The organism is Streptomyces sp. NPDC047917 (genome assembly GCF_043204345.1).
GTDB lineage: Bacteria > Actinomycetota > Actinomycetes > Streptomycetales > Streptomycetaceae > Streptomyces > Streptomyces sanglieri.
Genome location: NZ_JBIDCA010000005.1, coordinates 182,681 through 207,482 on the forward strand (window position 1 = coordinate 182,681; position 24,802 = coordinate 207,482).

The 24,802-nt window shown below is 72.5% G+C and carries 21 protein-coding genes; 9 read left to right on the forward strand and 12 right to left on the reverse strand.

The annotated features are described in order from the left end of the window. Positions 1-127 precede the first annotated feature (127 nt). Positions 128-439, forward strand: a complete 312-nt coding sequence (locus ACGF8B_RS13665) for a hypothetical protein (RefSeq protein WP_392737703.1) — start codon at positions 128-130, stop codon at positions 437-439. A gap of 16 nt (positions 440-455) precedes the next feature. Here ACGF8B_RS13665 and ACGF8B_RS13670 read toward each other — a convergent pair whose 3' ends face one another. The 3 genes from ACGF8B_RS13670 to ACGF8B_RS13680 form a co-directional block, all read right to left on the reverse strand. Beyond that, the gene (locus ACGF8B_RS13670; protein ID WP_392737705.1) at positions 456-1,760 is read right to left on the reverse strand and encodes an SWIM zinc finger family protein; all 1,305 of its coding nucleotides are present in this window, start codon (positions 1,758-1,760) and stop codon (positions 456-458) included. Then, entirely contained in the window at positions 1,757-4,786 is a 3,030-nt protein-coding gene (locus ACGF8B_RS13675) for a DEAD/DEAH box helicase (RefSeq protein WP_392737707.1), read from the reverse strand. The genes ACGF8B_RS13670 and ACGF8B_RS13675 overlap by 4 nt, the downstream gene beginning before the upstream one ends. 213 nt (positions 4,787-4,999) lie before the next feature. Next, positions 5,000-5,932, reverse strand: coding sequence for a slipin family protein (locus ACGF8B_RS13680; protein ID WP_392737710.1), 933 nt, complete (start codon positions 5,930-5,932; stop codon positions 5,000-5,002). Between the two features lie 348 nt (positions 5,933-6,280). On the opposite strand from ACGF8B_RS13680, the gene ACGF8B_RS13685 reads away from it, so the two are divergent. Next, complete coding sequence (locus ACGF8B_RS13685; protein WP_392737712.1) at positions 6,281-6,628, forward strand: hypothetical protein; 348 nt, start codon at positions 6,281-6,283, stop codon at positions 6,626-6,628. A gap of 69 nt (positions 6,629-6,697) precedes the next feature. Here ACGF8B_RS13685 and ACGF8B_RS13690 read toward each other — a convergent pair whose 3' ends face one another. Together ACGF8B_RS13690 and ACGF8B_RS13695 are read right to left on the reverse strand one after the other, a co-directional pair. Beyond that, the gene (locus ACGF8B_RS13690; RefSeq protein WP_392737713.1) at positions 6,698-7,408 is read right to left on the reverse strand and encodes a class I SAM-dependent methyltransferase; all 711 of its coding nucleotides are present in this window, start codon (positions 7,406-7,408) and stop codon (positions 6,698-6,700) included. An 82-nt stretch (positions 7,409-7,490) separates the two neighbouring features. After that, entirely contained in the window at positions 7,491-8,702 is a 1,212-nt protein-coding gene (locus ACGF8B_RS13695; protein WP_392738339.1) for a PucR family transcriptional regulator, read from the reverse strand. 194 nt (positions 8,703-8,896) lie between these two features. Here ACGF8B_RS13695 and ACGF8B_RS13700 point away from each other — a divergent pair, with 194 nt between their 5' ends. The 3 genes from ACGF8B_RS13700 to ACGF8B_RS13710 are packed head-to-tail and all read left to right on the forward strand — an operon-like array spanning position 8,897 to position 12,930. Next, positions 8,897-9,793, forward strand: coding sequence for an SGNH/GDSL hydrolase family protein (locus tag ACGF8B_RS13700; protein WP_392737715.1), 897 nt, complete (start codon positions 8,897-8,899; stop codon positions 9,791-9,793). Between the two features lie 6 nt (positions 9,794-9,799). Beyond that, positions 9,800-11,791 carry a hypothetical protein gene (locus tag ACGF8B_RS13705; RefSeq protein ID WP_392737717.1) on the forward strand — a complete coding sequence of 664 codons (1,992 nt, stop codon included), beginning with the start codon at positions 9,800-9,802 and terminating at the stop codon, positions 11,789-11,791. A gap of 41 nt (positions 11,792-11,832) precedes the next feature. After that, complete coding sequence (locus ACGF8B_RS13710) at positions 11,833-12,930, forward strand: tyrosine-protein phosphatase (protein WP_392737719.1); 1,098 nt, start codon at positions 11,833-11,835, stop codon at positions 12,928-12,930. 48 nt (positions 12,931-12,978) lie between these two features. Here the strand turns inward: ACGF8B_RS13710 and ACGF8B_RS13715 are convergent, their stop codons facing one another. After that, entirely contained in the window at positions 12,979-14,097 is a 1,119-nt protein-coding gene (locus tag ACGF8B_RS13715; RefSeq protein ID WP_392737721.1) for an ADP-ribosylglycohydrolase family protein, read from the reverse strand. Positions 14,098-14,174: 77 nt separating this feature from the next. Here ACGF8B_RS13715 and ACGF8B_RS13720 point away from each other — a divergent pair, with 77 nt between their 5' ends. Next, complete coding sequence (locus ACGF8B_RS13720) at positions 14,175-14,453, forward strand: DUF6343 family protein (protein WP_392737723.1); 279 nt, start codon at positions 14,175-14,177, stop codon at positions 14,451-14,453. A 69-nt stretch (positions 14,454-14,522) separates the two neighbouring features. Here the strand turns inward: ACGF8B_RS13720 and ACGF8B_RS13725 are convergent, their stop codons facing one another. From ACGF8B_RS13725 to ACGF8B_RS13735, 3 genes are all read right to left on the reverse strand, one after another. Next, complete coding sequence (locus ACGF8B_RS13725) at positions 14,523-14,891, reverse strand: tetratricopeptide repeat protein (RefSeq protein ID WP_392738341.1); 369 nt, start codon at positions 14,889-14,891, stop codon at positions 14,523-14,525. A gap of 97 nt (positions 14,892-14,988) precedes the next feature. Further along, complete coding sequence (gene coaE, locus ACGF8B_RS13730; protein WP_392737725.1) at positions 14,989-15,594, reverse strand: dephospho-CoA kinase; 606 nt, start codon at positions 15,592-15,594, stop codon at positions 14,989-14,991. A 40-nt stretch (positions 15,595-15,634) separates the two neighbouring features. Then, positions 15,635-16,573: a PAC2 family protein gene (locus ACGF8B_RS13735; RefSeq protein WP_392737727.1), complete on the reverse strand. Its 939-nt coding sequence runs from the start codon at positions 16,571-16,573 to the stop codon at positions 15,635-15,637. A 453-nt stretch (positions 16,574-17,026) separates the two neighbouring features. Between ACGF8B_RS13735 and ACGF8B_RS13740 the strand changes: the two genes are divergently transcribed. Further along, positions 17,027-17,989 carry a right-handed parallel beta-helix repeat-containing protein gene (locus ACGF8B_RS13740; protein WP_392737729.1) on the forward strand — a complete coding sequence of 321 codons (963 nt, stop codon included), beginning with the start codon at positions 17,027-17,029 and terminating at the stop codon, positions 17,987-17,989. A 108-nt stretch (positions 17,990-18,097) separates the two neighbouring features. Here ACGF8B_RS13740 and rpsA read toward each other — a convergent pair whose 3' ends face one another. Then, on the reverse strand, positions 18,098-19,609 hold the full coding sequence (gene rpsA, locus ACGF8B_RS13745; RefSeq protein WP_072483117.1) for a 30S ribosomal protein S1: 1,512 nt from the start codon (positions 19,607-19,609) through the stop codon (positions 18,098-18,100). Positions 19,610-20,009: 400 nt separating this feature from the next. On the opposite strand from rpsA, the gene ACGF8B_RS13750 reads away from it, so the two are divergent. Both ACGF8B_RS13750 and hrpB read left to right on the forward strand, forming a co-directional pair. Beyond that, a complete protein-coding gene (locus tag ACGF8B_RS13750) occupies positions 20,010-20,834 on the forward strand; it encodes a class I SAM-dependent methyltransferase (RefSeq protein WP_392737732.1) in 825 nt (274 codons plus the stop codon). 61 nt (positions 20,835-20,895) lie between these two features. Beyond that, positions 20,896-23,391 carry an ATP-dependent helicase HrpB gene (hrpB, locus tag ACGF8B_RS13755; protein WP_392737734.1) on the forward strand — a complete coding sequence of 832 codons (2,496 nt, stop codon included), beginning with the start codon at positions 20,896-20,898 and terminating at the stop codon, positions 23,389-23,391. 177 nt (positions 23,392-23,568) lie between these two features. Here the strand turns inward: hrpB and ACGF8B_RS13760 are convergent, their stop codons facing one another. Together ACGF8B_RS13760 and ACGF8B_RS13765 are read right to left on the reverse strand one after the other, a co-directional pair. Then, positions 23,569-24,558, reverse strand: coding sequence for a DUF3068 domain-containing protein (locus tag ACGF8B_RS13760; protein WP_392737736.1), 990 nt, complete (start codon positions 24,556-24,558; stop codon positions 23,569-23,571). 56 nt (positions 24,559-24,614) lie between these two features. Next, positions 24,615-24,752: an SPW_0924 family protein gene (locus ACGF8B_RS13765; RefSeq protein WP_107405773.1), complete on the reverse strand. Its 138-nt coding sequence runs from the start codon at positions 24,750-24,752 to the stop codon at positions 24,615-24,617. Between the last annotated feature and the right edge of the window lie 50 nt (positions 24,753-24,802).

The window sequence follows — 24,802 nt, forward strand, 5'->3', positions numbered from 1 at the left end:
CGGCTTGTCCGGCGCCGGTGTGTGAGCGCCCGCCGCTGCGGAAGGGAGGAGCGGGCACACTCTTGTCGGGTAGTGTGCCGCGGCCGGGTGCGGAACCGCACACACGCACGAACGGGGAACGATCCACATGGGCACGCCAGTACGCCACTTCACGGCCTCGACACCGGACGGTCAGGAGTTCACCGTCAATATCGAGCGGGACTTCCGGTACGACCCGTACCGCGACTTCCTTGTCTGCGCCCACTGCGACTGGTCGCCGTCGCTGCTGACGATGAAGAAGATCGTCGACATGGCCGGGGAGCATCTGGCATCGGTGCACGGTGCCGACCAGGGCCTGTCCCAGCAGGACAACGAGGCGTTCCGCAAAGCGCGGCTGATCATGCTGCCGATCGTCGCCGTGCTCCTGGTCGCTCTCTTCGTCTATCTGCAGAACTTCTGAGGCCCGCAGGGCCTGTTCAGCTCCCGCTCAGCTCCAAGAGCGCGCTCACCGGGTCGGTGTCCGGCGTGGCCCGGGGCCACCAGTCGTCCTCTCCCGGCTCGGATTCGTAGCCGTACCAGCGGCCGTCGTTGCCGAAGCGGAGCTGAAGCGTGCCGCCGGGGTGGGTGAGGTGGTTGCGCCGGGGCTGGAAGCGGGGGAAGCCGGCGGCCGCGAGTGCGGGGCGGGCCCGGTCGAAGGGGCCGGCCGGGGGGTCCCAGGGGGTTTCGAGGACGGCCAGCCCTCCGGCGCCGCCCTGGCGCCAGGCCGCGACCGCGCGGGCCAAATCTGTGGTGGTGCGGCCGGTGGCGTACGCCAGCTCGCGGTAGAGCGCGCGGGTGGTGGCGGTGAGCCCGGCGGTGGGCCGGGACGCGGCCAGTCGTACCGCGTCCTGCCAGGGGGTGAGTCCGGCGAGCGGATCGAGGCCGGTGGTGAGCAGAGCGTGTGCGCGGGCCGCCGCGTCCGTGGCGAGGTGGTCGAGGGCCAGCGGGTCGCGTGCGCCGGGCAGGCTCGGGTAGGAGGGCGGCTGCGCGGGGTGCGGCAACACCGGCAGCGGGGCGGGGAGCGGGGGGAGAAAGCGGTTGCCGAGGGCCTCGCGGGCCGGCACGGAGGGGGTGGCGGGGGCCGCGGGGCGTTCCCGCGCGGAGTGGGCGGCGTTGCGGCGGCCCAGCTCTTCGAGGAGTTCCCGTTCGCCCCGGCCGCGCAGCAGCAGCAGGACGAACGGGTCGGTGTCCAGGAGCCTGGCCATCTGGTAGCAGAGCGCGGCCACGTGCTTGCAGGGCCGGCCGTGGTCCGGGCAGGAGCAGCCGGGGTCGAGATCTCCCGGGCCGGGCAGCAGAGCGATGCCGGCCTCGGCCGCCGTGTCGGCCAGCGAGTGCGGCATCTCCTTGGTGAGCAGCGCGGCGAGGTGTCCGGGCCGGGCCGCGACCGCGTCCAGGAAGGTGTCCCAGTCGGGGTCGGCGAGGGTCCGCAGCCGCAGTTCGCCGCGGTAGGGGCGGGGGCGGCTGCCGTGGACGTAGGCGACGACCCGGCCGGGGGTGACGGTGATCGCGGCGACCTTGCCGCTGTCGGCGTACGTACGGCCTCGGGAGAGCCGGGCCTCGTCCATCGAGAGGGATTCCAGGGCGGTCACCCAGGCGCGGCCCCACCAGCTGTCCGCGAAGGGTTCGTCGCCGTCGCCGGTGCGGGGCGGTACGGCCTCGAAGGTGCGCCGCAGATCGTCGGGGCCGGGGCGCGGGCGGGCGACGGGGCGGGGGTCGTGGCCGGGGCGCGGGCGGGGGCTCATGCCGGTCTCCGGAGCGAGACGAGGTCGGCCAGATCGCGGTCGCTCAGCTCGGTCAGTGCGGCCTCGCCGGTCCCGAGGACCGTGTCGGCCAGCGCCCGTTTGGCCTCCAGCAGCTCACCGATCCGGTCCTCGACGGTGCCTTCCGCGATCAGCCGGTGCACCTGCACGGGCTGTGTCTGGCCGATGCGGTAGGCCCGGTCCGTGGCCTGTTCCTCGACGGCCGGGTTCCACCAGCGGTCGTAGTGGATGACGTGGGCGGCCCGGGTGAGATTGAGTCCGGTGCCCGCCGCCTTGAGGGAGAGCAGGAAGACCGGGACCTCACCGGACTGGAAGCGGTCCACCATCCGTTCCCGCTCGGCGACCGGTGTGCCGCCGTGCAGGAGCTGGGAGGGGACGCCGCGCGAGGTGAGGTGGGCGGACAGGAGCCTGGCCATGGTCACGTACTGGGTGAAGATGAGGACGGCGCCGTCCTCGGCGAGGATCGTGTCGAGGAGTTCGTCGAGCAGGGCCAGCTTCCCGGACCGGCCGACGAGCCTGGTCGGCTCCTCCTTCAGATACTGCGCGGGGTGGTTGCAGATCTGCTTGAGCGAGGCCAGCAGCTTCATGATCAGGCCGCGCCGGGCGATGCCCTCCGACGCCTCGATGAACGCCATCGTCTCGCGGACCGCCGCCTCGTAGAGCGTGACCTGTTCACGGGTGAGGAAGACGGGGTGGTCGGTCTCCGTCTTGGGCGGCAGCTCGGGGGCGATGCCCGGGTCGGACTTCTTGCGGCGCAGGAGGAAGGGCCGGACCAGCCGGGAGAGCCGTTCGACCGCTTCGTCGTTGGCGAGTCCGGCGGCCGTGCCGGTGTTCTCGACGATGCGGGCGTGCCGGGCCCGGAACGCCTTGAGGGGGCCGAGCAGTCCGGGGGTGGTCCAGTCGAGCAGGGCCCACAGCTCGGAGAGGTTGTTCTCCACCGGGGTTCCGGTGAGGGCGACCCGGGCCGGGGCCGGGATGGTGCGCAGCGCCTTCGCCGTGGAGGACTGCGGGTTCTTCACGTGCTGGGCCTCGTCCGCGACGATCAGGCCCCAGCCGTGACCCGCCAGTTGTGCGGCGCTGGAGCGCATCGTGCCGTACGTGGTGAGGACGAAGCCGCCGCCGGACCCGGTGAGTGTGCGGTCGGTGCCGTGGAAGCGGCGGACGGGGACGCCGGGAGCGAAGCGGTTGATCTCCCGGTGCCAGTTGCCCAGGAGGGAGGCGGGGCAGATCACGAGAGTGGGCGCGGGGTGGGCGCGGTGCAGATGGAGTGCGATGAGGGTGATCGTCTTGCCCAGGCCCATGTCGTCGGCGAGGCAGCCGCCGAGGCCGAGCGAGGTCATCCGGTCCAGCCAGGCCAGGCCGCGCAGCTGGTAGTCGCGGAGGGTGGCGTCGAGGCCGGGCGGTGGGTCGATGGTGGTGTGGTCGGCGGTGATGCGCTCGCGGAGCGCGGCCAGCGCGCCGGCGGGCACCGCTTCGACCTGCTCGCCGTCGACCTCGGCGGTGCCGGTCAGGGCGACGGAGAGGGCGTCGACCGGATCGAGCAGGCCGAGCTCCCGCTTGCGTGCCTTGCGTACGAGCGCGGGGTCGACGACGACCCACTGGTCCCGCAGGCGCACCACCGGCCGGTGGGCCTCCGCGAGGATGTCCATCTCCGCCTCGGTGAGCCGCTCGTCGCCCAGCGAGAGCTGCCAGTTGAAGGCGAAGAGCTGCTCGGCGTCGAAGAACGAGGTGCCGTCGGTGGCCGAGCCGGGTGCGGGCCGCACGACGGCGGAGGCGGTGAGCGAACGGGCGAGCTCCCTGGGCCAGTGCACGTTCACCCCGGCCGCCGCCAGCCGCGCTCCGGCGTCGCTGAGCAGCTCGTACAGCTCATCCTCCTCCAGGGCGAGCACATCGGGCACCGGCTGGTCCAACAGCCGCTCCAGTGGTGCCCAGACGCGGGCGGCGCGGCGCAGGGCGAGCACGGCGTCGACCCTGGCGCGCGGGCCGAACGGCTCGCCCGCCACGCCGTTCCACAGCGCGGCGGCGTCGGTGACGTAGGTCGGGTCGGCGAGGCTGTGCACCTGGGTGATGGCCGCGGCGGCGTGCCGCGCGGCGCCGGTGCGGTGCGCGGTGGCCTCGCCGGGGCGGGCGGCGTCCGAGCCGCGGTGCGCGTCGGAGGAGTCGTACGTACCGGAGGCGTCGTTCACGTCGGAGGAGTCGTACGTGTCGGCGGTGTCGTTCACGTCGGAGGAGTCGTACGTGTCGGCGGTGTCGAAGAGTTCGTACGCCGACAGGTCCAGACGCAGCGACACCCGTACACCCGCGTCCAGCCCGGACGCGACCTCGACGGCCCAGTCACGCGCCCCCGGCAGGTGCTGGGCCTCGCGGGACGCGAAGGGCGCCCCCATCGCGTACGCCGCGGCGGGCGTACGGGGCAGGGTGTCGGCGACCGCGTCGAGGAAGGTGCCCAGCAGCCACTGGGGGTCGGGGAGCCGGAGCGGGGTGAGATCCGGCAGCGGGACCGCGTGGCCCTCGGCCGGCATGGCGGCGGCGATCGCCCGGAGATGGGCGATGTCCTCGGCGTCGCGCGGCCCGGCCCGCCAGGCGTCGTGGTCGTCGCCCGTCAGACCGGGGAGCAGTCTGCCGCGCGCCGCCAGGTTGAGCGCCTGGAGCGCGGCGGCGCCCCAGCAGCGCGCGGCGGGGTGGGCGGAGTCCTGGTGCCTGGCCCGCACCAGCAGCGGCAGCGCGTCGGCGACGGGCAGCAGCAGCGCGGGCACCGTCCGCCGTCGGACGTCGTCGTCCTGCCCCTGCCGGCGGGCGACGGTGATCTCGGCCGCGCTCGCACCGGGGGCCGGGCCCTCCGGATCCACGGGTGCCGCGCAGACCTCGCCCGGCTCCGGGAGGGCGCCGCCCGCGGGGTCCCAGAAGGCGACCCGCCCGTCCCTCGGCAGTGGCGCGGGCAGGAACACGGCGGCACAGCGCAGAAGACGGACGGTGGCGGCGTCCTGCTGGTGCTGTGCCGTACTCATCGGTCTCCTCCCCTCCCGCCCTGATCCGCTCGGCCCTTCCCGGACCTGCTGATCACCTTGCTCTTCATCGACTCCTGCGAGTCTAGGCGGGGGCTCTGACAACCAGGCTCCCACCCACGTTCCAGCAGGTCAGGCACCACATGAAACGCCCCGGTCCATGGGGTCGGACCGGGGCGGGGACGGTGGGGACAGGGCTGGTGCGGGCGGGCCGGATCAGTGCCTGGCCAACGGCTTCGAACGCGAGGGCCGTGCCGGAACGGCATTCGGCGCAGCGGGCGCGGGAGGCGGTGAGGGGGTGGGTGCGGAGGACGCCGCCTGCGGCGGTGCCACCTGCGGCTGCGCGGGCTGTGGCTGAACGGGCTGCTGTACGGGCTGCTGCTGCGCGGGCTGCTGTGCCCGCTCCAGGAAGCGGAGCAGCTCCACCGGGAACGGCAGCACCAGAGTGGAGTTCTTCTCCGCCGCCACCGCCACCACCGTCTGCAGCAGGCGCAGCTGGAGCGCGGCCGGCTGGGAGGACATCTCCTTCGCCGCCTCGGCGAGCTTCTTCGACGCCTGGAGCTCGGCGTCCGCGTTGATGACCCGGGCCCGCCGCTCACGGTCGGCCTCGGCCTGGCGGGCCATGGAACGCTTCATCGTCTCCGGCAGCGATACGTCCTTGATCTCCACCCGGTCGATCTGCACGCCCCAGCCGACCGCGGGACTGTCGATCATCAGCTCAAGGCCCTGGTTCAGCTTCTCGCGGTTGGACAGCAGATCGTCCAGATCGCTCTTTCCGATGATCGAACGCAGCGAGGTCTGTGCCATCTGCGACACCGCGAACCGGTAGTCCTCGACCTGGATCACGGCGCTCGCCGCATCGACGACCTTGAAGTAGATGACCGCGTCCACCCGGACCGTGACGTTGTCCCGGGTGATCCCGTCCTGTGCCGGCACCGGCATCGTCACGATCTGCATGTTGACCTTGCGCAGCCGCTCGACGCCGGGGAGCACCATGGTGAACCCGGGCCCTCGCACGTCGTCACGGAGCCTGCCGAGTCGCAGCACCACGCCACGCTCGTACTGCTTGACGATCTTGGCCGCCGCCGCCGTGTACAGCGCGGCCGCCGATGCCGCCGCCACTATCGCGATCACGAGCTCCTGGACCATGACGGCCCCCTGAAAGCCGGAAGGACTGCCTGACACTCCCGATCCCTGCGAGTCGTGCGCGACATACGGGTCGCGCAGGGGCGTGCGGGTCGCACGGGCCGCATGAATCAGTCGCTATTACCACGGTATGCCCAATATCAATCGATATGAACACGGATCGGGCCCTCGCCCTCCTGCCCGTCCCCCGCCCGGCCGCGCACCGGATGCCGGGGCGCCGGGGAGTGGGCAGGGTGACCAGCGTCAGCACCTAGCGGGTACGCGCCGCGTGGCCATCCGTGCGTACCCCGTGGCATACGCAGCGCCAGTGCCGGTGCAACGAGCCGGACGAGACAGACGAGGACCCCACCCATGCCCGTGATCGCTCACCGACGCCGCCGTCTCGGCATCGCAGCCGGGACCGCGCTCCTGACCCTCACCGTCACCGGCTGTTCCGGCCTCGGCCGGACCGCGGTCGGACCGATCGCCTACACGACGGAGCGCGATGTCGAGATCACGGTGAACAGCCCGCCCGTGAAGGGCTGCCACCGACTCGCCCCCTCGGGCGCCAAGGTGGTGAGCAACGGCACCCTGGTCGACATCATTCTGTACCGCACCCGCAACTGCACCGGGCCGGGCACGACGTACCTCGCGAAGTCGTTCACCGATGTCAACGCGGCCTCCGCCCTGCCGTGGCGCAGCTACAGCACGGTCCACTGACCGGCCGGCCCCGTCCGCCACGCCTCGCCGTCCGCGGTACCGGAAGCCGACGCTCACGGGCCGCGGGCCTCACCCGTTCCGAGGCCGCTCCGGCACGGCGCGCACCCATGTCCCGTCGTCCGTGAGATACCGGTCGACGGACAGGCCCGCCGCCTCCAGGTGCCCCTCGAACTGTTCCTTCGACAGCTCCCGCGACCGGAACGTCTGGGTCCATCGCGCGTCGTCGAAGACGTACTCGGCATGCACCGAGGCCACCCCGTCCCCCACGGGCTCCGCCGAGACGATCCGTACGGTGTATCCGGCCGGATGGGTCCTCTCCCGCGGCAGATCGGTGTGGTAGTCGGCGCCCTCGCGCTGGATGAGCACGACGCCGCCGTCCTTGACGTGCTTGCGGCACGTCCGCAGCATCCCGTCACGTACCCGGTGCTCGCTCGCGTGCACCAGGAACGACGCCAGCATCACCACGTCGAACCGCTGCTCGCCGAGGTCCAGCGACTCGATGGGGCTGCGCACGGTGCGGGCGCCCCGGATCTGCTCCAGCATCTGCGCCGACTCGTCCACGGCGGTGACCTCGAAGCCGCGCCCGACCAGCGGATGTGTCACCCGGCCCGCGCCGCAGCCCAGTTCCAGAATGGTCGCCCCGGCGGGCACCGCCGCCGCGATCACGTCCGGTTCGTCGCCGACGGCGAGCCGTCTGTACAGCTCGACCGCGCAACCGTCCGGTGTGATCTCGCCGGGGCCCGTCCCCGAATACCCTTCACGCACCAGTTGTCCGCTCATGCCCGTGGGAACGAACGGCAGTTGACCGCAGTTCCGGTCATCCCGCCCCGCACCGTCCCGCGCCGGCTCGCCCCGCGCCGGCTCACACCGAGCGACGGGCCACCAGTGCCGCGCTGATGTGCTGGAGGTCGGCCGGGCGGGCCGGGGAGAGGCCGGTCAGCCGGTCGATGCGGCGGATGCGGTAGTCGACGGTGTTGGGGTGGATGTGCAGGGCGGCCGCGGTGGCCCGCCGGTCCAGGCCCAGTTCGAGGTATGTCTCCAGGGTGCGCAGCAGCTCCGGCTTCGCCTCCAGCGGGCGCAGCAGCTGCGCGAGCCCCTGCAGGGCCTCGCTGGGCCGGCTGAGCTGGTATTCGAGCAGTACGTCGGCCAGCCGGTACAGGCCGGGCGGCCGGCCCGTACGGGTGATCAGATCGACGATCTCGGCGTTACGGGCCACCGCGGCCGGCACCGCCTCCGGTTCGGCGGTCTCCGCGGCGGCCGTGATGGGGACACCGGCGGCGCGGGTCGCCTCCTCGATCAGCGCACACAGACCGCCCGGCCCGAGCCACGGCGGCGGCTCGGCGGCGGGCAGCAGCACCGTGCCACCGGAGGCGTCGAGGGCGGTGAGCACCGGCGTACCGGCGAAGTGGTCCAGGGCGGTGCGGACCCGGCGGATCTTGCGCCGGGCCGCGACGCCCGCGCCGGGCCCGGGTAACTGGTTCAGCTCGTCGGGGTGCGGGGCGAGTGCGAGCGTCATCGTGAGGTAGCGGGCGGCCGGGCGCAGTCCGGTGCGGTGGGTGAAACGGTCCAGGGGTTCACCGGTCAGCAGGGCGGCCATCAGGGCGTGCCGGCCGCCGTGGTCCTGGCTGTCGAGGATCTGCCGGGCCTCCAGGTACGCGCTGCTGACGGCGGAGGTCAGCTGCTGCTGAAGGACCATGATGCGGTCCATGATCTCCAGGACGGTGGCGAGATCGCCGGGCAGCGCCCCCTTCGCGGCCTCCTGCCAGCACATCGCGGTGCCGACCTGGTAGGCGGTGAGGATCGCGTCCAGCGGCACGCCCTCCTCGGCGCGCTGGGCCGCCGAGTCGCGCTGCTGGGCGAGTTCGGCGTCCGTGGCGGGGCGGCGGTGCTCGACGACGTCGGCGAAGAGCCGCAGATTGTGCTGGACGATGTCGGCTATGTCGCCGGAGATCTCCTCGTGCGGCAGATCCGCGTAGACCGGCAGATCGGCCAGCAGCCGGGCCACGACACGGCCGGTCAGGGCCGGAACCCGGGCACGCAGCTGCGCGGCCACCGGACGTCCGGCGATGGACAGCGGCCGGCCCCCCGGCCCGCCCGGGACGCCGTGTCCGCCCGTGATGACGAGCGGCCGATTGTCACGCGTCACAAGTTCCCCCGCAGAAGTCTGCGTTACCCACCAGTTAAACGACGGCAGTTGAGTCTGCATGATGACCGGCGTCACACGCCATGCCACGTTCCCGCCCCCCACCGTCGGAGGATTTCGTGAACATGCCGCAGAAAAAGGGCATCTGTCGTTCCGCCAGGACCGTCATGGGCGCGCTCGCCCTGGCCGGTCTGGCCGTGGGGACCGGTGCGGTACCGGCATCCGCCGCCGGTACGGACGGCGCCACATCCTATGTCGCGCTCGGCGACTCCATGGCCTCGGGGCCGCTCATCCCCGACATCACGGGGCCGCTGCCCTGCGGACGTTCGACGCACAACTACGCGCACGAACTGGCCGATCGCCTCGGCGCCTCGCTGACCGACGTCACATGCAGCGGCGCCGCCTCCAAGCACATGACGGAGAAGCAGTCGCTGTCGCTGCTCGACATCCCGATGGGCTCGGCGCCGCCCCAGTTCGACGCGCTGCGCCCGGACACCGACCTGGTGACGCTGACCATCGGCGGCAACGACGCCGGGCTGGTCGGCATCGCGCAGAAGTGCACCACCCTCGACCCGAACGCCACCCCGTGCAAGGAGAAGTACAACGAGGGCGGCGTGGACCAGGTGGGACAGCGCATCGCGGAGTTCGCGCCGAAGCTGGGCGTCGTACTGGACTCGATCCACCAGCGTTCCCCGCAGGCCCGGGTGATCGTCACGGGGTACGGGCTGTACATCAAGCCCGGCGGCTGCTGGCCGCTGCAGCCGGTGCTGCCGGTGGACGCGGACTTCCTGCAGGGCAGCGTCGACCGGATGAACTCGGCGATCGCCGAGCAGAGCGCCGCGCACGGGGCCGAGTACATCGACCTGGCCACGCCCAGCAAGGGCCACGACTCCTGCCAGGCCCCGTCGGACAAGTGGGTCGAGGGCTACGTGCCGACCGCGGCAGCCGCCCCGCTGCACCCCAACCGCAGGGGTGAGGAGAACTACGCGGCCATCATCGGCGCGCATCTCCAGGGGAGCTGACCGAAGTTGCTCCATCGCCTGCTGCGCGGGCTGCTGGCGGCGGCGCTCGGCGCCGCCGCCCTGCTCGCCCCGGACGCCCGGCCGGCCCACGCCGCCGGGCCGTCCGGGCCGGGCTGCGACCCGCTGGCACCCGTCGAGTGCCTGCTGCCGTTCCCGAACGACTGGTACACCCGGCCCGACCCGGCCACCGACACCGGCCGCCGGGTGGCCTTCGGCGCCGGCGTCCTGCCGCGCGCCGCGGCCGGCCTGCCCATCGACCCGACGGCCTGGAACCGGTCCGACGGCTTCTCCCCCGGCTCGACGCTGATCGCGCACGTCCCCGGGCTCGACCCGGCGGCGACCGGTGCGGCCCCGATCACCGACATCGGCCGCTCCCTGGCCCCGGACGCCCCGGTCGTACTGCTGGACACCCGGACCGGCGAGCGGTGGCCGTACTGGGCGGAGCCGGACGCCAACGCCACCGACCCCGCACGACGGGCCCTGCTGATCCATCCCGCGCGCAACTTCCGCGAAGGCCACCACTACGCCGTCGCCCTGCGGAACCTCAAGGACGGGGCGGGGCGCACCATCGCGGCCGCCGGTCCGTTCGCCGCCGTCATCGGGAGGCCACTGCCCGGCGGGCATCCGCTGCACGCCCGGCAGCGCCGGCTCCACCCGGCCCTCAAGGCGCTGCACAGGGCCGGGGTGCGGTCCGAAGGGCTGTATCTGGCCTGGGACTTCACCGTCGCGAGCACCCGCGGTCTCACCGGTGACCTCTTCACCATCCGCGACGACGCGTTCCGCCGGCTCGGCGGCCGCTCCCCCGGGTTCGCCGTCACCCAGGTCACCGACTTCACGGCCGAGCAGGACCCCCGGATCGCCCGCGAGGTGACCGGCCGGATCGACGTGCCCAGCTATCTGAACCTGCCCGGCGGCCCGCCCGGCTCCGTACTGCGCCGCGGTCGCGACGGCCTGCCCCGGCGGCTCCCGCTCGACACCCCGCCCGCCACGTTCCGCTGCGAGATTCCGCGCTCCGCCTTCCGTACCGCCTCGCACCCCGCCCTCTACGGTCACGGCCTCCTCGGCCGCCGTTCCGAGGTCGGCGCCGGCAATGTCAAGGCGATGGCGGCGGAGCACAACTTCACGTTCTGCGCGACGGACTGGATCGGGATGGCCGAGGAGGACATCCCCGTGGTGCTCGGCGCGCTCGCCGACCCGAACCTCTTTCCCGCCGTCCCCGAGCGCAGCGAACAGGGCATGCTGAACGCCCTCTTCCTCGCCCGCGCCCTGATCCACGCCGGCGGGCTGAGCAGCGACCCGGCCTTCCGCGACGCGGCCGGCCGGCCGCTCGTCGACACCCGGCACGGCATCGGCTACGACGGGAACAGCCAGGGCGGAATCCTCGGCGGCGCGCTGGTGGCCGCCTCGCCCGACATCCGGCGCGGGGTCCTCGGCGTCACCGGCATGAACTACGGCCTGCTTCTCAACCGCAGCGCCGACTTCGCCCCGTTCCAGCAGGTCCTGGACACCTCCTACCCGGACAAGCTGCGCCAGCAGATCGTCCTCCAGCTGTTGCAGATGGTGTGGGACCGCGGTGAGACCAACGGGTACGCGAGCCACCTCACCGACCGTCATCAGGTGCTGATGCACATCGCGTACGGGGACCACCAGGTCGCGAACGCGGCGGCCGACGTGGAGGCGCGCACCCTCGGCGCCCGGCTGATCGCCCCCGCACTGGCACCGGGCCGCAGCCCGGACACCGTCCCGTACTGGGGCATCGGTACCGTCCCCCGGGCCCAACTGCCCTACCGGGGCTCCGCGATGACGGTGTGGGACAGCGGTACTCCCACCCCGCCGCTCACCAACACCCCGCCCACCGGGCCGCAGTACGGCCACGACCCGCACTCGGACCCCCGCAACTCGTCGGCCGCGCGTCAGCAGAAGGCCACCTTCCTGACCACCGGCCGTGTCATCAATGTCTGCGGCACCACGCCGTGCACCGCCGTCCCCGCCTCCTGACACCCCCCACCCCCCTGACAGGGATGCAGACAAGGAGCACCATGCGCACGCACCGCATCATCCAGGCAGCCGTCGCGGCCGCCCTGCTCGCCGGTACGGTCCTCGTACCGCCGGCCCTCGCCGCCACGCCCGCCGGCGCACCCGCGGCGAGCGCCGAGGCCGGCACCCGGGCCGCCGCGGTGCCGTTCACCGCGGCCACCGCCAAGCGCGCCGCCGACGGCGGCTACACGCTCTCCTGGTCCTCCGCCGCCGGTTCGGTGACCGTCACCGCCGTCACCTCCCCCGACGCGACCACCGGCACCCCGGTGGGCACCGCCCCCGGCACCGGTTCGCTGACCGTCCCCGCCGGAACCCTCGCCGAGGCCGGGCGCTGGTACTTCCGGCTGGTGCCGGACAGCGGCTCCCCGCTGGTCGTCGCCGAACGCTCGCTCGGGATCGAGTCCGCCCGCAACTTCCGGGACATCGGCGGCTACCGCACCACCGACGGCCGCTGGGTCCGCCCGGGGCTGGTCTACCGCTCCAACAAGATCAACAAGCTCACCGACGCCGAGCAGCAGCGCCTGGTCTCCCAGCGGCTCACCCTCGATGTGGACCTGCGCAACGCGGTGGAGCGGCACGACGACCCGGACCGGGTGCCCGCCGGTGTGAAGTACCAGGTCGCCGACGTGGTGTCGCTCAGCCACGGCATCCGCTTCCACGACTCGGCGCTGATGACCCTGGCCGAGGCCATAGCCGCGGGGCTGTTCTCCGGCTCGTCCGACCTCGGCCAGTCCATCGGCTACCCGTTCATGGTCAACTTCGTGGGCGCCGACTACGCCTTCCGCGACCTGCTCACGGCCGTCGCGACGAACGACTCCGGCGCGACGGTCTTCCACTGCAGCTCGGGCAAGGACCGCACCGGCTGGAGCACGGCCGTGCTGCTCACCCTGCTCGGCGTCCCGCGCGAGACCGTCGAGGCGGACTTCCTCGCCAGCAACGACTACCTGGGCAACCCGAAGGCCGTCGAACTGAGCTGGCTGCGCGCGGCGTTCGACGAGGTGAACCACATCTACGGCGACTTCGACACCTACGTGCGCGAGGGTCTGAAGGTCGACGACGCGACGGTGGCCGCCCTGCGCGCCAGGCTGCTGACCGACTGACGTGTCGTCAGGGTCCGGCGTGCCGACGGCCGGTGGTCCCACCGCCCGTCAGCACGCCGGGTATCGCCCGTCCGGCCAGGCGACCGCGTGCTCGGCCTCCAGGCAGAGATCGTCGGCCACCTCGGTGATCACCGCGCGGCCCTCGATCGACACCAGCCAGGACGGCGGAAGGTGTACGTCCCCGTGGCGTGCGCCGAGCAGGTTGCCGCAGATCGCCCCCGTGGAGTCGCTGTCGCCCGAGTGGTTGACCGAGAGCAGCAGGGCCGGGGCCACCTGGTCGGCGCCGGGCAGCACCAGGGCGCAGTACACGGCGATGGCGAGGGCCTCCTCGGCGACCCAGCCCGCCCCCAGCGTCTCCACCTTCTCGCCGGTCGGCGCACCCTCCGCGGCCAGCTCCACGGCGGCCCGCAGCGCCGCCGTGGTCTCCTCGTGCCCGGGGTGGTGGCGCAGCAGCTCCATCGCCCTCAGCACGGCGCCGGCCGTCGAGTCGCCCTCCAGGAGGTGTACGACGATCGCGGCGAGGGCCCCGGCCGCGTACGCGCCGGTCGGATGGCCGTGGGTGAGCTGCGCGCACCAGTACGCGAGCCGGAAGCCCGACTCGGGGTCCTGGCCCAGCAGGCCGAAGGGGGCGGACCGCATCACCGTGCCGCATCCCTTGGACCCGGTGTTGACGGGTCCGGGCTCCCCGAGCCGGCGTGTCGGTTCGGGGAGGTGGCCGGTGGCGAGCCCGGTCAGGCAGGCGTTGCCGGGGGCCCGGCGGGCGTAGAGCCAGGGCTGCTGCCGGAGCCAGCCGGTCCGTATCGGGTTGTCACCGCCCGCGAAGGGCGGCGCGGGGTGGTTCTGGGTGTCCAGCCAGCGGAGGTAGGCGTTCCGTACGAGCGCGGTCTCGGCACCGCCGATCCCCTTCGACGCCGCCCGGGCATGGGCCCTGATCAGCCCCTCGGCCGTGAACAGGGTCATCTGTGTGTCGTCCGTGACCCGGCCGGCGACCCCTTCCTCGTCCGGGAGAAGCCCCTGTACGCCGTGCGCACCGTGTGCCCGGCGGATACCGGCCAGGGACAGGAACTCCACCGGGTTCCCCAGGGCGTCCCCGATCGCCCCGCCCAGCAGACAGCCCCGGACCCTCGACCTGCGGCCGGTGCGGCCCTCCCACGCTGTGCCATTCACGCACGATCTCCTCAGTCCGACGTCACATGTCCCACAAACGCCGTCGCGGGTCCATGCTGGTAGAAGAGGCGATCGCCATGCGTACCGGCAATGAACCGACGACTGCCCGCAGTCCACTGCGGCTGCGGCTCTGGCTGAGTCTATGGGGGCTGGCCTGGGCCGTCTTCGGCCTGGCCGCCTTCACACTGACCGACCGGCCGGGCTGGGCCGCCGCCTGCGGCCTGCTGCTCCTGCTGGTCCTGGTGGATCTGACGGTGATCGTCCACCACATCCACCAGGGCCCGCACTACCAGCCCGGCCGCGATGTCCCGCCGTACGAACCCGACCACGGCGGTCGCGGCAGGTACGGGCACTGAAGCGCCCCCGGGGGCGCGACCCGGCGCCGGGTGCCAGTCCGGAGCCGGGCGTCGGTCCTGGGCCGGGCGTCAGTCCTGGGTCGGGAAGCGGGCGGCCTTCAGATACTCCGGGTTCGGGTCGAGCGCGGCCGCCAGCCGGAAGTGGCGGGCGGCCCGGTCCGTGCGGCCGGAGCGCTCGAAGGTGCGGGCCAGCGCGAAGTGCGCGAAGGCGTTGTCCGGTTCGCGCTCCAGGACGAGTTCGAATTCGAGCTCGGCGGGACGCAGCTGAGCGGCGGCGAAGAACGCGCGGGCGCGCAGCAGCCGGGCCGCGGTGTTCTCCGGATGGGCCGCGATCACCGAATCCAGCAGTTTCACCGCGCCCCGGGGGTCGCGCGCGGCCAGCAGGTGTTCGGCCGCGCGGAAGTCGATGACGTCGGTCTCCGGGGTCCTCTCGGGCACGGTCTCGTCCTTCCGTTCGTCGCCGGGTGCTCGACCCACCACCGGCTCCTCAACGTCCGGCCGAGGTCCGGTATTCCGGTCCCGGCCGGTGCCGGGGTCAGCCGGCCGCGGCGGCCCGCCCGGCCAGCTCCGACCAGACCTTGCGGACCTGCGGTTCCAGGTTCTCCAGCGGTCCGTCGTTGTCGATGATCAGGTCGGCCACGGCCCTGCGCTGCTCGCGGGTGGCCTGGGCGGCCATCCGGGCGCGGGCCTCGGGCTCGGTCATGCCGCGCAGCCGTACGAGCCGGTCGAGCTGGGTCCCGGGGCTCGCGTCCACGACGACCACCAGGTCATAGAGCGGCGCCAGGCCGTTCTCGGTGAGGAGGGGGACGTCGTGGACGACGACCGAGTCGGGGCCCGCGACCCGTTCCAGCTCGGCGGAGCGGGCGCCGACCAGGGGGTGCACGATCGCGTTGAGGGTGGCGAGCCGGTCGGCGTCGGAGAAGACGATCGAACCGAGCTTCGGCCGGTCCAGTGTGCCGTCGGTGGTGAGGATGCCCGCGCCGAACGCGTCGACGACGGCCGCGAGCCCCGGTGTCCCCGGCTCGACGACCTCCCGGGCGATCCGGTCCGCGTCGATCAGCACGGCCCCGTATCCGACGAGCAGTCGTGACACTTCACTCTTGCCGGCGCCGATCCCACCGGTCAGGCCCACTTTCAGCATGCCCGGCAGCCTAGTACGCGGGGGTGACCGGCGGGGATGGTCAGACGTCCCCCTCGCGCTCCGCGAGGAACCGCTCGAATTCGAGGCCGATCTCGTCGGCGGACGGCAGGTCCACGGGCTCGGCCACCAGGTTGCCCCGGGTCTCGGATCCGGCGACCGCGTCGTACTGGTGCTCAAGGCCCTCGACGAGCGAGACGAGCTCCTCGTCGCCCTGGTCGATCTGCCGGTCGATCTCGGTCTGGGTGCGGTGCGCCTCGGTGCGCAGCGCATGGGCGAGGCTCGGCAGGACCAGTCCGGTCGCGGCCGTGATCGACTCCAGCGCGGTGAGCGCGGCGTCCGGGTACGCGGAGCGCGCGACGTAGTGCGGGACGTGGGCGGCCACGCCGAGGACGTCGTGTCCGGCCTCCATCAGCCGGTACTCCACCAGGGCCTCGGCGGAGCCGGGCACCTGCGCCTCGTCGAACGGGCTGCGGTGGCCGGGCATGAGGTCCGTGCGGTTGCCGTGCGGGGTGATGCCGACGGGGCGGGTGTGCGGGACGCCCATCGGGATGCCGTGGAAGTTCACCGCGAGGCGGACGCCGAGGCGCTCGACGATCTGCTCGACGGCGGCGGCGAAGCGCTCCCACTCCACGTCGGGCTCGGGCCCGGACAGCAGCAGGAACGGCGCCCCGGTGGCGTCCTGCACGACCCTGACGTCGAGCGTCGGGGTCTCGTAGGCGGCCCAGCGGTCGCGCCGGAAGGTGAGCAGCGGGCGGCGGGCGCGGTAGTCGACCAGACGGTCGTGGTCGAAGCTGGCCACGACCTGGTGCGGCAGCGTTTCGAGCAGACCGTCCACGATCTGCTCGCCGGTCTCGCCCGCGTCGATGTATCCGTCGAAGTGGTAGAGCATGACCAGGCCGGCCGACTCCTGGGCGAGCGCCATGTCGACGACGGCCAGGCCCTTCGGCTCCCATTCGTACAAACTCTGCGGATCAGGCACGGTTACCGCTCCTCCTCGTGTTCCTGGAGAAGAACGCCCGGCGGGGCACATGCATTCCCGGACTGTGCCCTTTCACCCGCCGGTTCATGCCGGATCCGGTGCGAGAACCCCGGGGCCGCCCGCAGGGCGGGAGCCGGTGGCGGGCGTACGCCCTCCCGTCCGGGACAGCGGCGTTGACGTTCACGTCGGTGAACACAGCGCCGGGGACGCCGAGTTCATGACAGCGGGCCGGACCCCGGGGCCGCGCACGGAGGGCAACGGACCGTCAGTTTCCCGTGCACCACACAGGCGTTCCCCGGTTCACCCGGTTCACCGGTCCGCCCTCCCGAGGCATTGGTCCAGACATTGACAGGGCCGCACCCCGTCCCTACCGTCACTGGGCAGAGCGTTCAGAGACTCGCCCCACATTCATGTACGAGAACCTCGAACCCCTTCGACGGGAAGGCACCCCCCATGCGCACCCGCACTCCGCTCCCGGCCCTGCTGGCGACCGCGCTCGCCACCGGCGGACTCGCCCTCGCCTCCGCCACCACGGCCGGCGCGGCAACGGTCATCGACGTGAGCACCGCCGCGCAGCTCAAGTCCGCCCTCACCGCCGCGGCCCCGGGCGACACCATCCGGCTCGCCGACGGCACGTACACCGGCAACTTCAAGGCGACCGTCCCCGGCACCGCCTCCGCCCGGATCACCCTCACCGGCTCGGCCGGGGCGGTCCTCACGGCCGGCGGGGGCTACGGACTGCACATCGACGGCGCCTCCTACTGGACCGTCAAGGGCATCACCGTCACCGGCGGCCAGAAGGGCATCATGGCCGACACCGCCACCGGCGTCGTCATCGATTCGGTGACCGTGCACGACCTGGACATGGAGGGCGTCCACTTCCGCAGGTCCAGCAGGAACGGCGTCATCAAGGACTCGCGGATCTACGACACCGGGCACGACGGCCGGGGCATGGGCGAGGGCGTCTACGTCGGCACGGCCGGCGATCTCTCCGACCGGAGCGACGGGGTCCAGATCCTGCGGAACACGATCGGCCCGGGGGTCGGCGGCGAGAACGTCGACATCAAGGAAGGCACCACCGGGGCGAGGATCATCGGCAACACCTTCGACGGCAGCGGGCTGACCGGAGCCAACTACGACGACTCCTGGGTCGACGTGAAGGGCAATGACGTCCTGGTCGAGGGCAACAAGGGCTCCCGTACGAGCAACAACGGCTACGAGACCCACACCCAGCAGAGCGGCTGGGGCTGCGGCACCGTCTTCCGCGGCAACACCTCGGACCTGACCGGCGCCAAGGGCGACAAGCAGCTCGCCGTCAACGTCACCAACTACGGCACCGACTGCCCGACGACCGTGCACAGCAGCAACACGGTGACCGGCGGCAAGGGACTGACCAACATCACCGTCACGCCGTAACGGCGGGCGTGGACGGTCGTGGAAACGAGTGAGGCCCGCTCCCCTAAGGGAGCGGGCCTCACTTTTCAGCTACTGCGGTCGATCACCGGCCGGAGGGGGTGCAGAGCGTCAGCTCTGGCCGCCCGCCAGCTTCTCGCGCAGGGCAGCCAGGGCCTCGTCCGACGCCAGGGCGCCGGAGTTGTCCGCGGACTCCGAGGAGTACGAGCCGCCACCGCTGCCGCCGGAGGCAGCCGGGGCGCCACCGGCCGGGGCGGCAGCGCCCTCGGCAGCAGCGGCCTCGTCGGCCTCGCGGGACTTGATGACCTGGGCCTGGTGCTGCTCGAAGCGCTGCTGCGCCTCGGCGTACTGCGTCTCCCACGCCTCGCGCTGGGTCTCGTAGCCCTCGAGCCAGTCGTTGGTCTCGGGGTCGAAGCCCTCGGGGTAGATGTAGTTGCCCTGGTCGTCGTAGGACGCGGCCATGCCGTACAGGGTCGGGTCGAACTCGACCGACGCCGGGTCGGCACCGAAGGACTCGTTGGCCTGCTTCAGCGAGAGGCTGATGCGACGACGCTCAAGGTCGATGTCGATGACCTTGACGAAGATCTCGTCGTTGACCTGGACGACCTGCTCCGGGATCTCCACGTGGCGCTCGGCCAGCTCGGAGATGTGGACCAGGCCCTCGATGCCCTCGTCGACGCGCACGAACGCACCGAACGGAACGAGCTTGGTGACCTTACCGGGAACGACCTGCCCGATCTGGTGCGTACGGGCGAACTGCTGCCACGGGTCTTCCTGCGTCGCCTTGAGCGACAGGGAGACGCGCTCGCGGTCCATGTCGACGTCGAGAACCTCGACGGTGACTTCCTGGCCGACCTCGACAACCTCGGAGGGGTGGTCGATGTGCTTCCAGGACAGCTCGGAGACGTGCACGAGACCGTCGACGCCGCCGAGGTCCACGAACGCACCGAAGTTGACGATCGAGGAGACGACGCCGGAGCGGACCTGGCCCTTCTGCAGGGTCGTGAGGAACGTCTGGCGAACCTCGGACTGGGTCTGCTCCAGCCAGGCACGGCGGGACAGGACCACGTTGTTGCGGTTCTTGTCCAGCTCGATGATCTTGGCCTCGAGCTCCTTGCCCACGTAGGGCTGGAGGTCGCGGACACGGCGCATCTCGACGAGGGAGGCCGGCAGGAAGCCACGGAGGCCGATGTCGAGGATGAGACCACCCTTGACGACCTCGATGACGGTACCGGTGACGATGCCGTCCTCTTCCTTGATCTTCTCGATCGTGCCCCAGGCACGCTCGTACTGAGCGCGCTTCTTGGACAGGATGAGGCGGCCTTCCTTGTCCTCCTTCTGGAGAACCAGGGCCTCGATCTCGTCGCCGACCTTGACGACCTCGTTCGGGTCGACGTCGTGCTTGATCGAAAGCTCGCGGGAGGGGATGACGCCTTCGGTCTTGTAACCGATGTCGAGCAGGACCTCGTCCCGGTCGACCTTCACGATGACGCCGTCGACGATGTCGCCGTCGTTGAAGTACTTGATCGTCTCGTCGATCGCGGCGAGGAAGGCTTCCTCGTTACCGATGTCGTTGACCGCTACCTGCGGGGTGGTGGCGGTGGTCTCGGTGCTGCTCGTCATGTGGGAAAGGGCTCCGGTACGGACAGTGAGTCGTAGGTACTGCTACGCCGGGAGCCCGTATCACCTCTGCAGAAGCCGGACAGCTCGGGAAGCACCGAACCCGCCGGACGGGAGGCGCCTCGTGAACCGAGGGGACATACAACAGATGCGAGCGCGGCCTGCTAGGTCTGAGGCGCGCAGGCTCGCAGCGCAACTTGTAGCATACGGGGGCAGCCGGGCACGGTCAATGCGCGAAGGCGCACACCGGGGGCGCAACGGCTCATATCCGGCACAACTCGTGTTCCCCGAGGCCAGATCGGCCCCAGGAGACAAACCCACGGGCACGGGAGCCGTACTCACAGGTACCCCCAGGTACGTACCGCGTGCGGCGGGGTGAAGGCAAACTACAACGACGGACACGATGAGCCAAGAGATCTACCCGGCCGAACCCGAAGCGACCCGCCGCGGCGCGTCGGAGGCCGAGAGCAGCCGGGCCAGTCGCGGCTGGTGGGACCGGAACGCCGACGAGTACCAGAGCGACCACGGCGCCTTCCTCGGCGACGACCGCTTCGTCTGGGGGCCGGAAGGGCTCGACGAGGCGGAGGCCGGTCTGCTGGGCCCCGCCGGGTCGCTGCGCGGCCTGGACGTCCTGGAGATCGGCGCGGGCGCCGCGCAGTGCTCGCGCTGGCTCGCCGCGCAGGGGGCCCGGCCGGTGGCGCTGGACCTCTCGCACCGGCAGTTGCAGCACGCGTTGCGGATCGGCGGCGGCGACGCGCCGGCGGTCCGGCTGGTCGAGGCGGACGCCGGGGTGCTGCCGTTCCGGGACGGCTCCTTCGATCTGGCGTGCTCCGCCTACGGCGCGGTGCCGTTCGTCGCCGACCCCGTGCAGGTGTTCCGCGAGGTGCACCGGGTGCTGCGTCCCGGGGGCCGCTGGGTCTTCTCGGTGACGCATCCGGTGCGCTGGGCGTTCCCGGACGAGCCGGGGCCCGAGGGCCTGTCGGTCGCGGCCTCCTACTTCGACCGCACTCCCTATGTCGAGCAGGACGAGCGGGGCGAGGCCGTGTACGTCGAGCACCACCGGACGCTCGGCGACCGGGTGCGGGACGTGGTGGCCGGCGGCTTCCGGCTGGTCGACCTCGTCGAACCGGAGTGGCCGGCCTGGAACCACCAGGAGTGGGGCGGCTGGTCCCCCCTGCGCGGAAACCTGATCCCCGGCACGGCGGTCTTCGTCTGCGAACGGGGCTGACGGGACCGGTCGCGCGGCACCGGCGCTCCGGCACGGGGCCGGGTCGTACGAGACTGGGGGCGTGATCCGTACCGACGCCCTGGACCAGTTGCCCGTACGCACCGCTGTGCCCGACCTGGAGCGGGCGCTCGACGAGCGCGGTGTCGCGGTGCTGTGCGCGCCGCCCGGCACCGGCAAGACGACCCTCGTACCGCTGGTCCTGGCCGGTCTGACCGGTGGCGGTCCGGTGCGCCGGGTGGTGGTCGCGGAGCCGCGGCGGATCGCGGCGCGGGCGGCGGCGCGGCGGATGGCGTGGCTCATCGGGGAGCGGGCCGGAGGCCGGGTGGGGTTCACGGTCCGCGGGGAGCGGGTGGTGGGGCGCGACACGGTGGTGGAGGTGGTGACCACCGGTGTGCTGCTCCAGCGGCTCCAGCGCGACCAGGAGCTGGCCGGGGTCGACGCGGTGATCATCGACGAGTGCCACGAGCGCCATCTGGACGCGGACACGGTCGCGGCGTTCCTGCTGGACGTGCGGGAGGCGATCCGGCCCGATCTGCGGCTGGTCGCCGCGTCCGCGACGACGGACGCGCAGGGCTGGGCCCGGCTGCTGGGCGATGCCCCGGTGGTCGAGGCGGAGGGTGTCTCGCATCCGGTGGAGGTGGTCTGGGCGCCGCCCGCCTCGCCGGTGCGGCCGCCGCACGGGATGAGGGTCGATCCGGCGCTGCTGACGCATGTGGCCGCGACGGTGCGCCGGGCGCTCGCGGAGCGGGACGGGGACGTGTTGTGTTTTCTGCCGGGGGTCGGCGAGATCGGCCGGGTGGCGGGGCAGCTGACCGGGGTGGCCGCCGAGGTGCTCCAGGTGCACGGGCGGGCTCCGGCGGCGGTGCAGGACGCGGTGCTGGCCGGGTCGTCCGGCGGGGGGCGCCGGGTGGTGCTGGCGACCTCGGTCGCGGAGTCGTCCCTCACGGTGCCCGGGGTGCGGGTGGTGGTGGACTCGGGGCTGGCCAGGGAGCCGCGTACCGATCACGCCCGGGGGCTGAGCGCGCTGACGACGGTGCGGGCCTCGCTGGCGGCCGGAAGGCAGCGGGCGGGCCGGGCCGGGCGGGAGGCGCCCGGGGCGGTGTACCGGTGCTGGGCGCAGGCGGAGGACGGCAGGCTCGCCCGGTTCCCGTCCCCGGAGATCAAGGTCGCGGACCTGGCGGCGTTCGCGTTGCAGGCGGCGTGCTGGGGCGATCCGGGGGCGTCGGGGCTGGCGCTGCTCGACCCGCCGCCCGCGGGTGCGATGGGTGCGGCGCGCGAGGTGCTGACGGCGGTCGGCGCGGTGGACGCGGAGGGGAGGGTGACCGGCCGGGGCACCCGGATGTCGCGGCTGGGCCTGCATCCCCGGCTGGCGCGGGCGTTGCTGGACGGGGCCGCCGAGGTGGGCGGCCGGCAGGCGGCCGAGGTCGTGGCGCTGCTGAGCGAGGAGCCGCCGAGGGAGTACGGGGACGATCTGGCGGCCGCGTTGCGCGCCGCGCGGCGGGGCGGTGACGGGTACGCGGGGCGTTGGCGGCAGGAGGTGCGGCGGCTGTCCTCCTTCGTCGCGGACGCGGGCGGGGGCTCCGGGCCGGACGACGCGGCGGTGGGCCTGGTGGCCGCGCTGGCCTTCCCGGAGCGGGTGGCGCGGGCGCGGGGCGAGGGGGCGTTCCTGATGGCGTCGGGGACGGGTGCGGAGCCGCGGGACGGTTCGGGGCTGCGCGGTGCGCCGTGGCTGGCGGTCGCGGTGGCGGACCGGCCCGCGCACTCGGCGTCCGCGCGGGTGCGGCTCGCGGCCGTCATCGACGAGGACACGGCGCGGTCGGCCGCCGGGCATCTGCGGTTCGCGGGCGAGGAGGTCCGCTGGGCGGGCGGCGACGTGGTGGCCCGCCGGGTGGAGCGGCTGGGGGCCGTGGAGCTGTCGGTGCGTCCGTTGAAGCAGCCGGCGCCCGGTCCGGTGCGTGAGGCGCTGGTCGAGGGGTTGCGGCGCGAGGGGCTCGGGCTGCTGCGCTGGACGCGCGAGACCGGGCAGCTGCGGGAGCGGCTCGCGTTCCTCCACCGTGAGCTGGGCGAGCCCTGGCCGGACGTGTCGGAGGGTGCGCTGCTGGAACGTACCGGCCAGTGGCTGGAGCCCGAGTTGTCACGGGCCCGGCGCCGTTCCGACCTGGCCCGGATCGACGCGGGGCAGGCGCTGCGGCGGTTGCTGCCGTGGGCGACCGGTGAGGCGGTGCGGCTCGACGAGCTGGCGCCGGAGCGGATCGAGGTGCCGAGCGGTTCCCGGATCAGGGTGGAGTACGGCGGGGCGCAGCCGGTGCTCGCGGTGAAGCTCCAGGAGCTGTTCGGTCTGCGGGAGACCCCGAGGGTGGCCGGGGTGCCGGTCCTGGTCCATCTCCTCTCCCCGGCCGGCCGCCCCGCCGCCGTCACCGCCGATCTGGCGTCGTTCTGGCAGGACGGCTACCGCGCCGTACGGGCGGAGCTGCGCGGCCGCTATCCGAAGCACCCGTGGCCGGAGGATCCGACGACGGTGGAGGCGACCCGGTTCACCAAGAGGGCCCGGCGGTAGGCAGCGCGGGTGGAGGAGCGGGGCTGGGGTGTGTGCGTCGCAGGGCGGAGGACTGAGCCGACGCGGAGCGTCGGTGATCCACGACAACACCGCGAGGCGCGTGCCCCGGCCCCGCGACGCCGCGGTGCCGGCCGCCGGGTCCTCCGGGGCGCGGCTCAGGCGGGAGCAGGGAACGGCTCAGGCGGGAGCGGGCGTAGGGGCGGGGTCGGGTGCCGGGCCCGGGCGGCGGGAGCGGGCCTCCAGCCAGAGGGCGAGGGCGAGCAGTCCGGCGCCGAGGACCAGGAAGCCCCAGGGCAGGTACGAGGTGAGGAGCAGGACCAGCAGGCGCTGGGACTTGACGAGGTCGACGATCGATTCGACGTAGTCCGGGCGCATCTTCACGTGCCCGGCGAACACGGTCATGGTGTCCTTCGGCATCCCCATCTTCTTGGCGTTGCGCAGCTCCTCCTTGTGAATTTCCTCGCCGTTGACCGGCGCTCCGGTGACCGGGTCCACCCAGAACATCCGCCGGGTGGTGTACCAGCGGGTCATGCCCGTCTTCGCGATCTGTTCCGGGCTGACGCCCTTGATCGGCATCTTCTTCGGCATCGGGACCTTGGTCCACGGGATGGTCTGCTCGAAGTAGTAGACGTCCATGCCGTGGAAGGTGCGGGTGCCCTTGAAGTGGATGGGCGAGCTGGTGCGGGTCTGGGCGTCGAAGTACTCGTAGTCGCGTTTCTGGGTGAGGAAGGGCCACTTGAACTCGATGCCGTCGCGCCTGACCGGGTCGCCGTCGACCATTTCGCCGGTGGCGTGGACGGGGGCCTGGCTGTGGGCGTCGAAGATGTAGCGCTCGGGGATCTCGGAGACCATCTTGCCGTCCGGCCCGGCCACGTAGCTGAGGGCGTCCCAGACGACGACGTCGCGGCCGGCGCTGCGTTCGATCTTCTCGGACTCCTCGACGTTCCCCTTGAGGGTCTGCACGATGGTGACCTTGGGGACCGTCTTCACCTTCATGTTGTCGTTGTAGTCGAGGAGGGTGGCGGGCTTCGCCTCCAGCACCGTCTCCTGGTACTGGCTGGGCGGGATCTTCGCCAGCCTGGGGAAGGCGTACCAGCGCAGCAGTGGCGACATGGCGGCGAAGAAGACGGCGAATGCCAGGAGTACGAGGCTGGCTCGGCGGCGCATGTGGGTGCCCTCCCTCGGCTTCGGTTGCTTCCGGTGGTCAGTGCCGGGTCGGGGCACTAGTTCTTGGGGCCCGGGACGGTGGTCAGCAGAGGCTTGGGCGAGGTCTCTCCGGGCGGGGCGCCGATCGCCGTGATGGTGAAGACGAGCGCGAGGGCTGCGGCGAGCCCGATGGCGGCGGCGACGAGAGCTCGCATGCCGGTCCTCCCGGAGAGCACGGATCTGATGGGTCGTCAGGGTTGGGGCA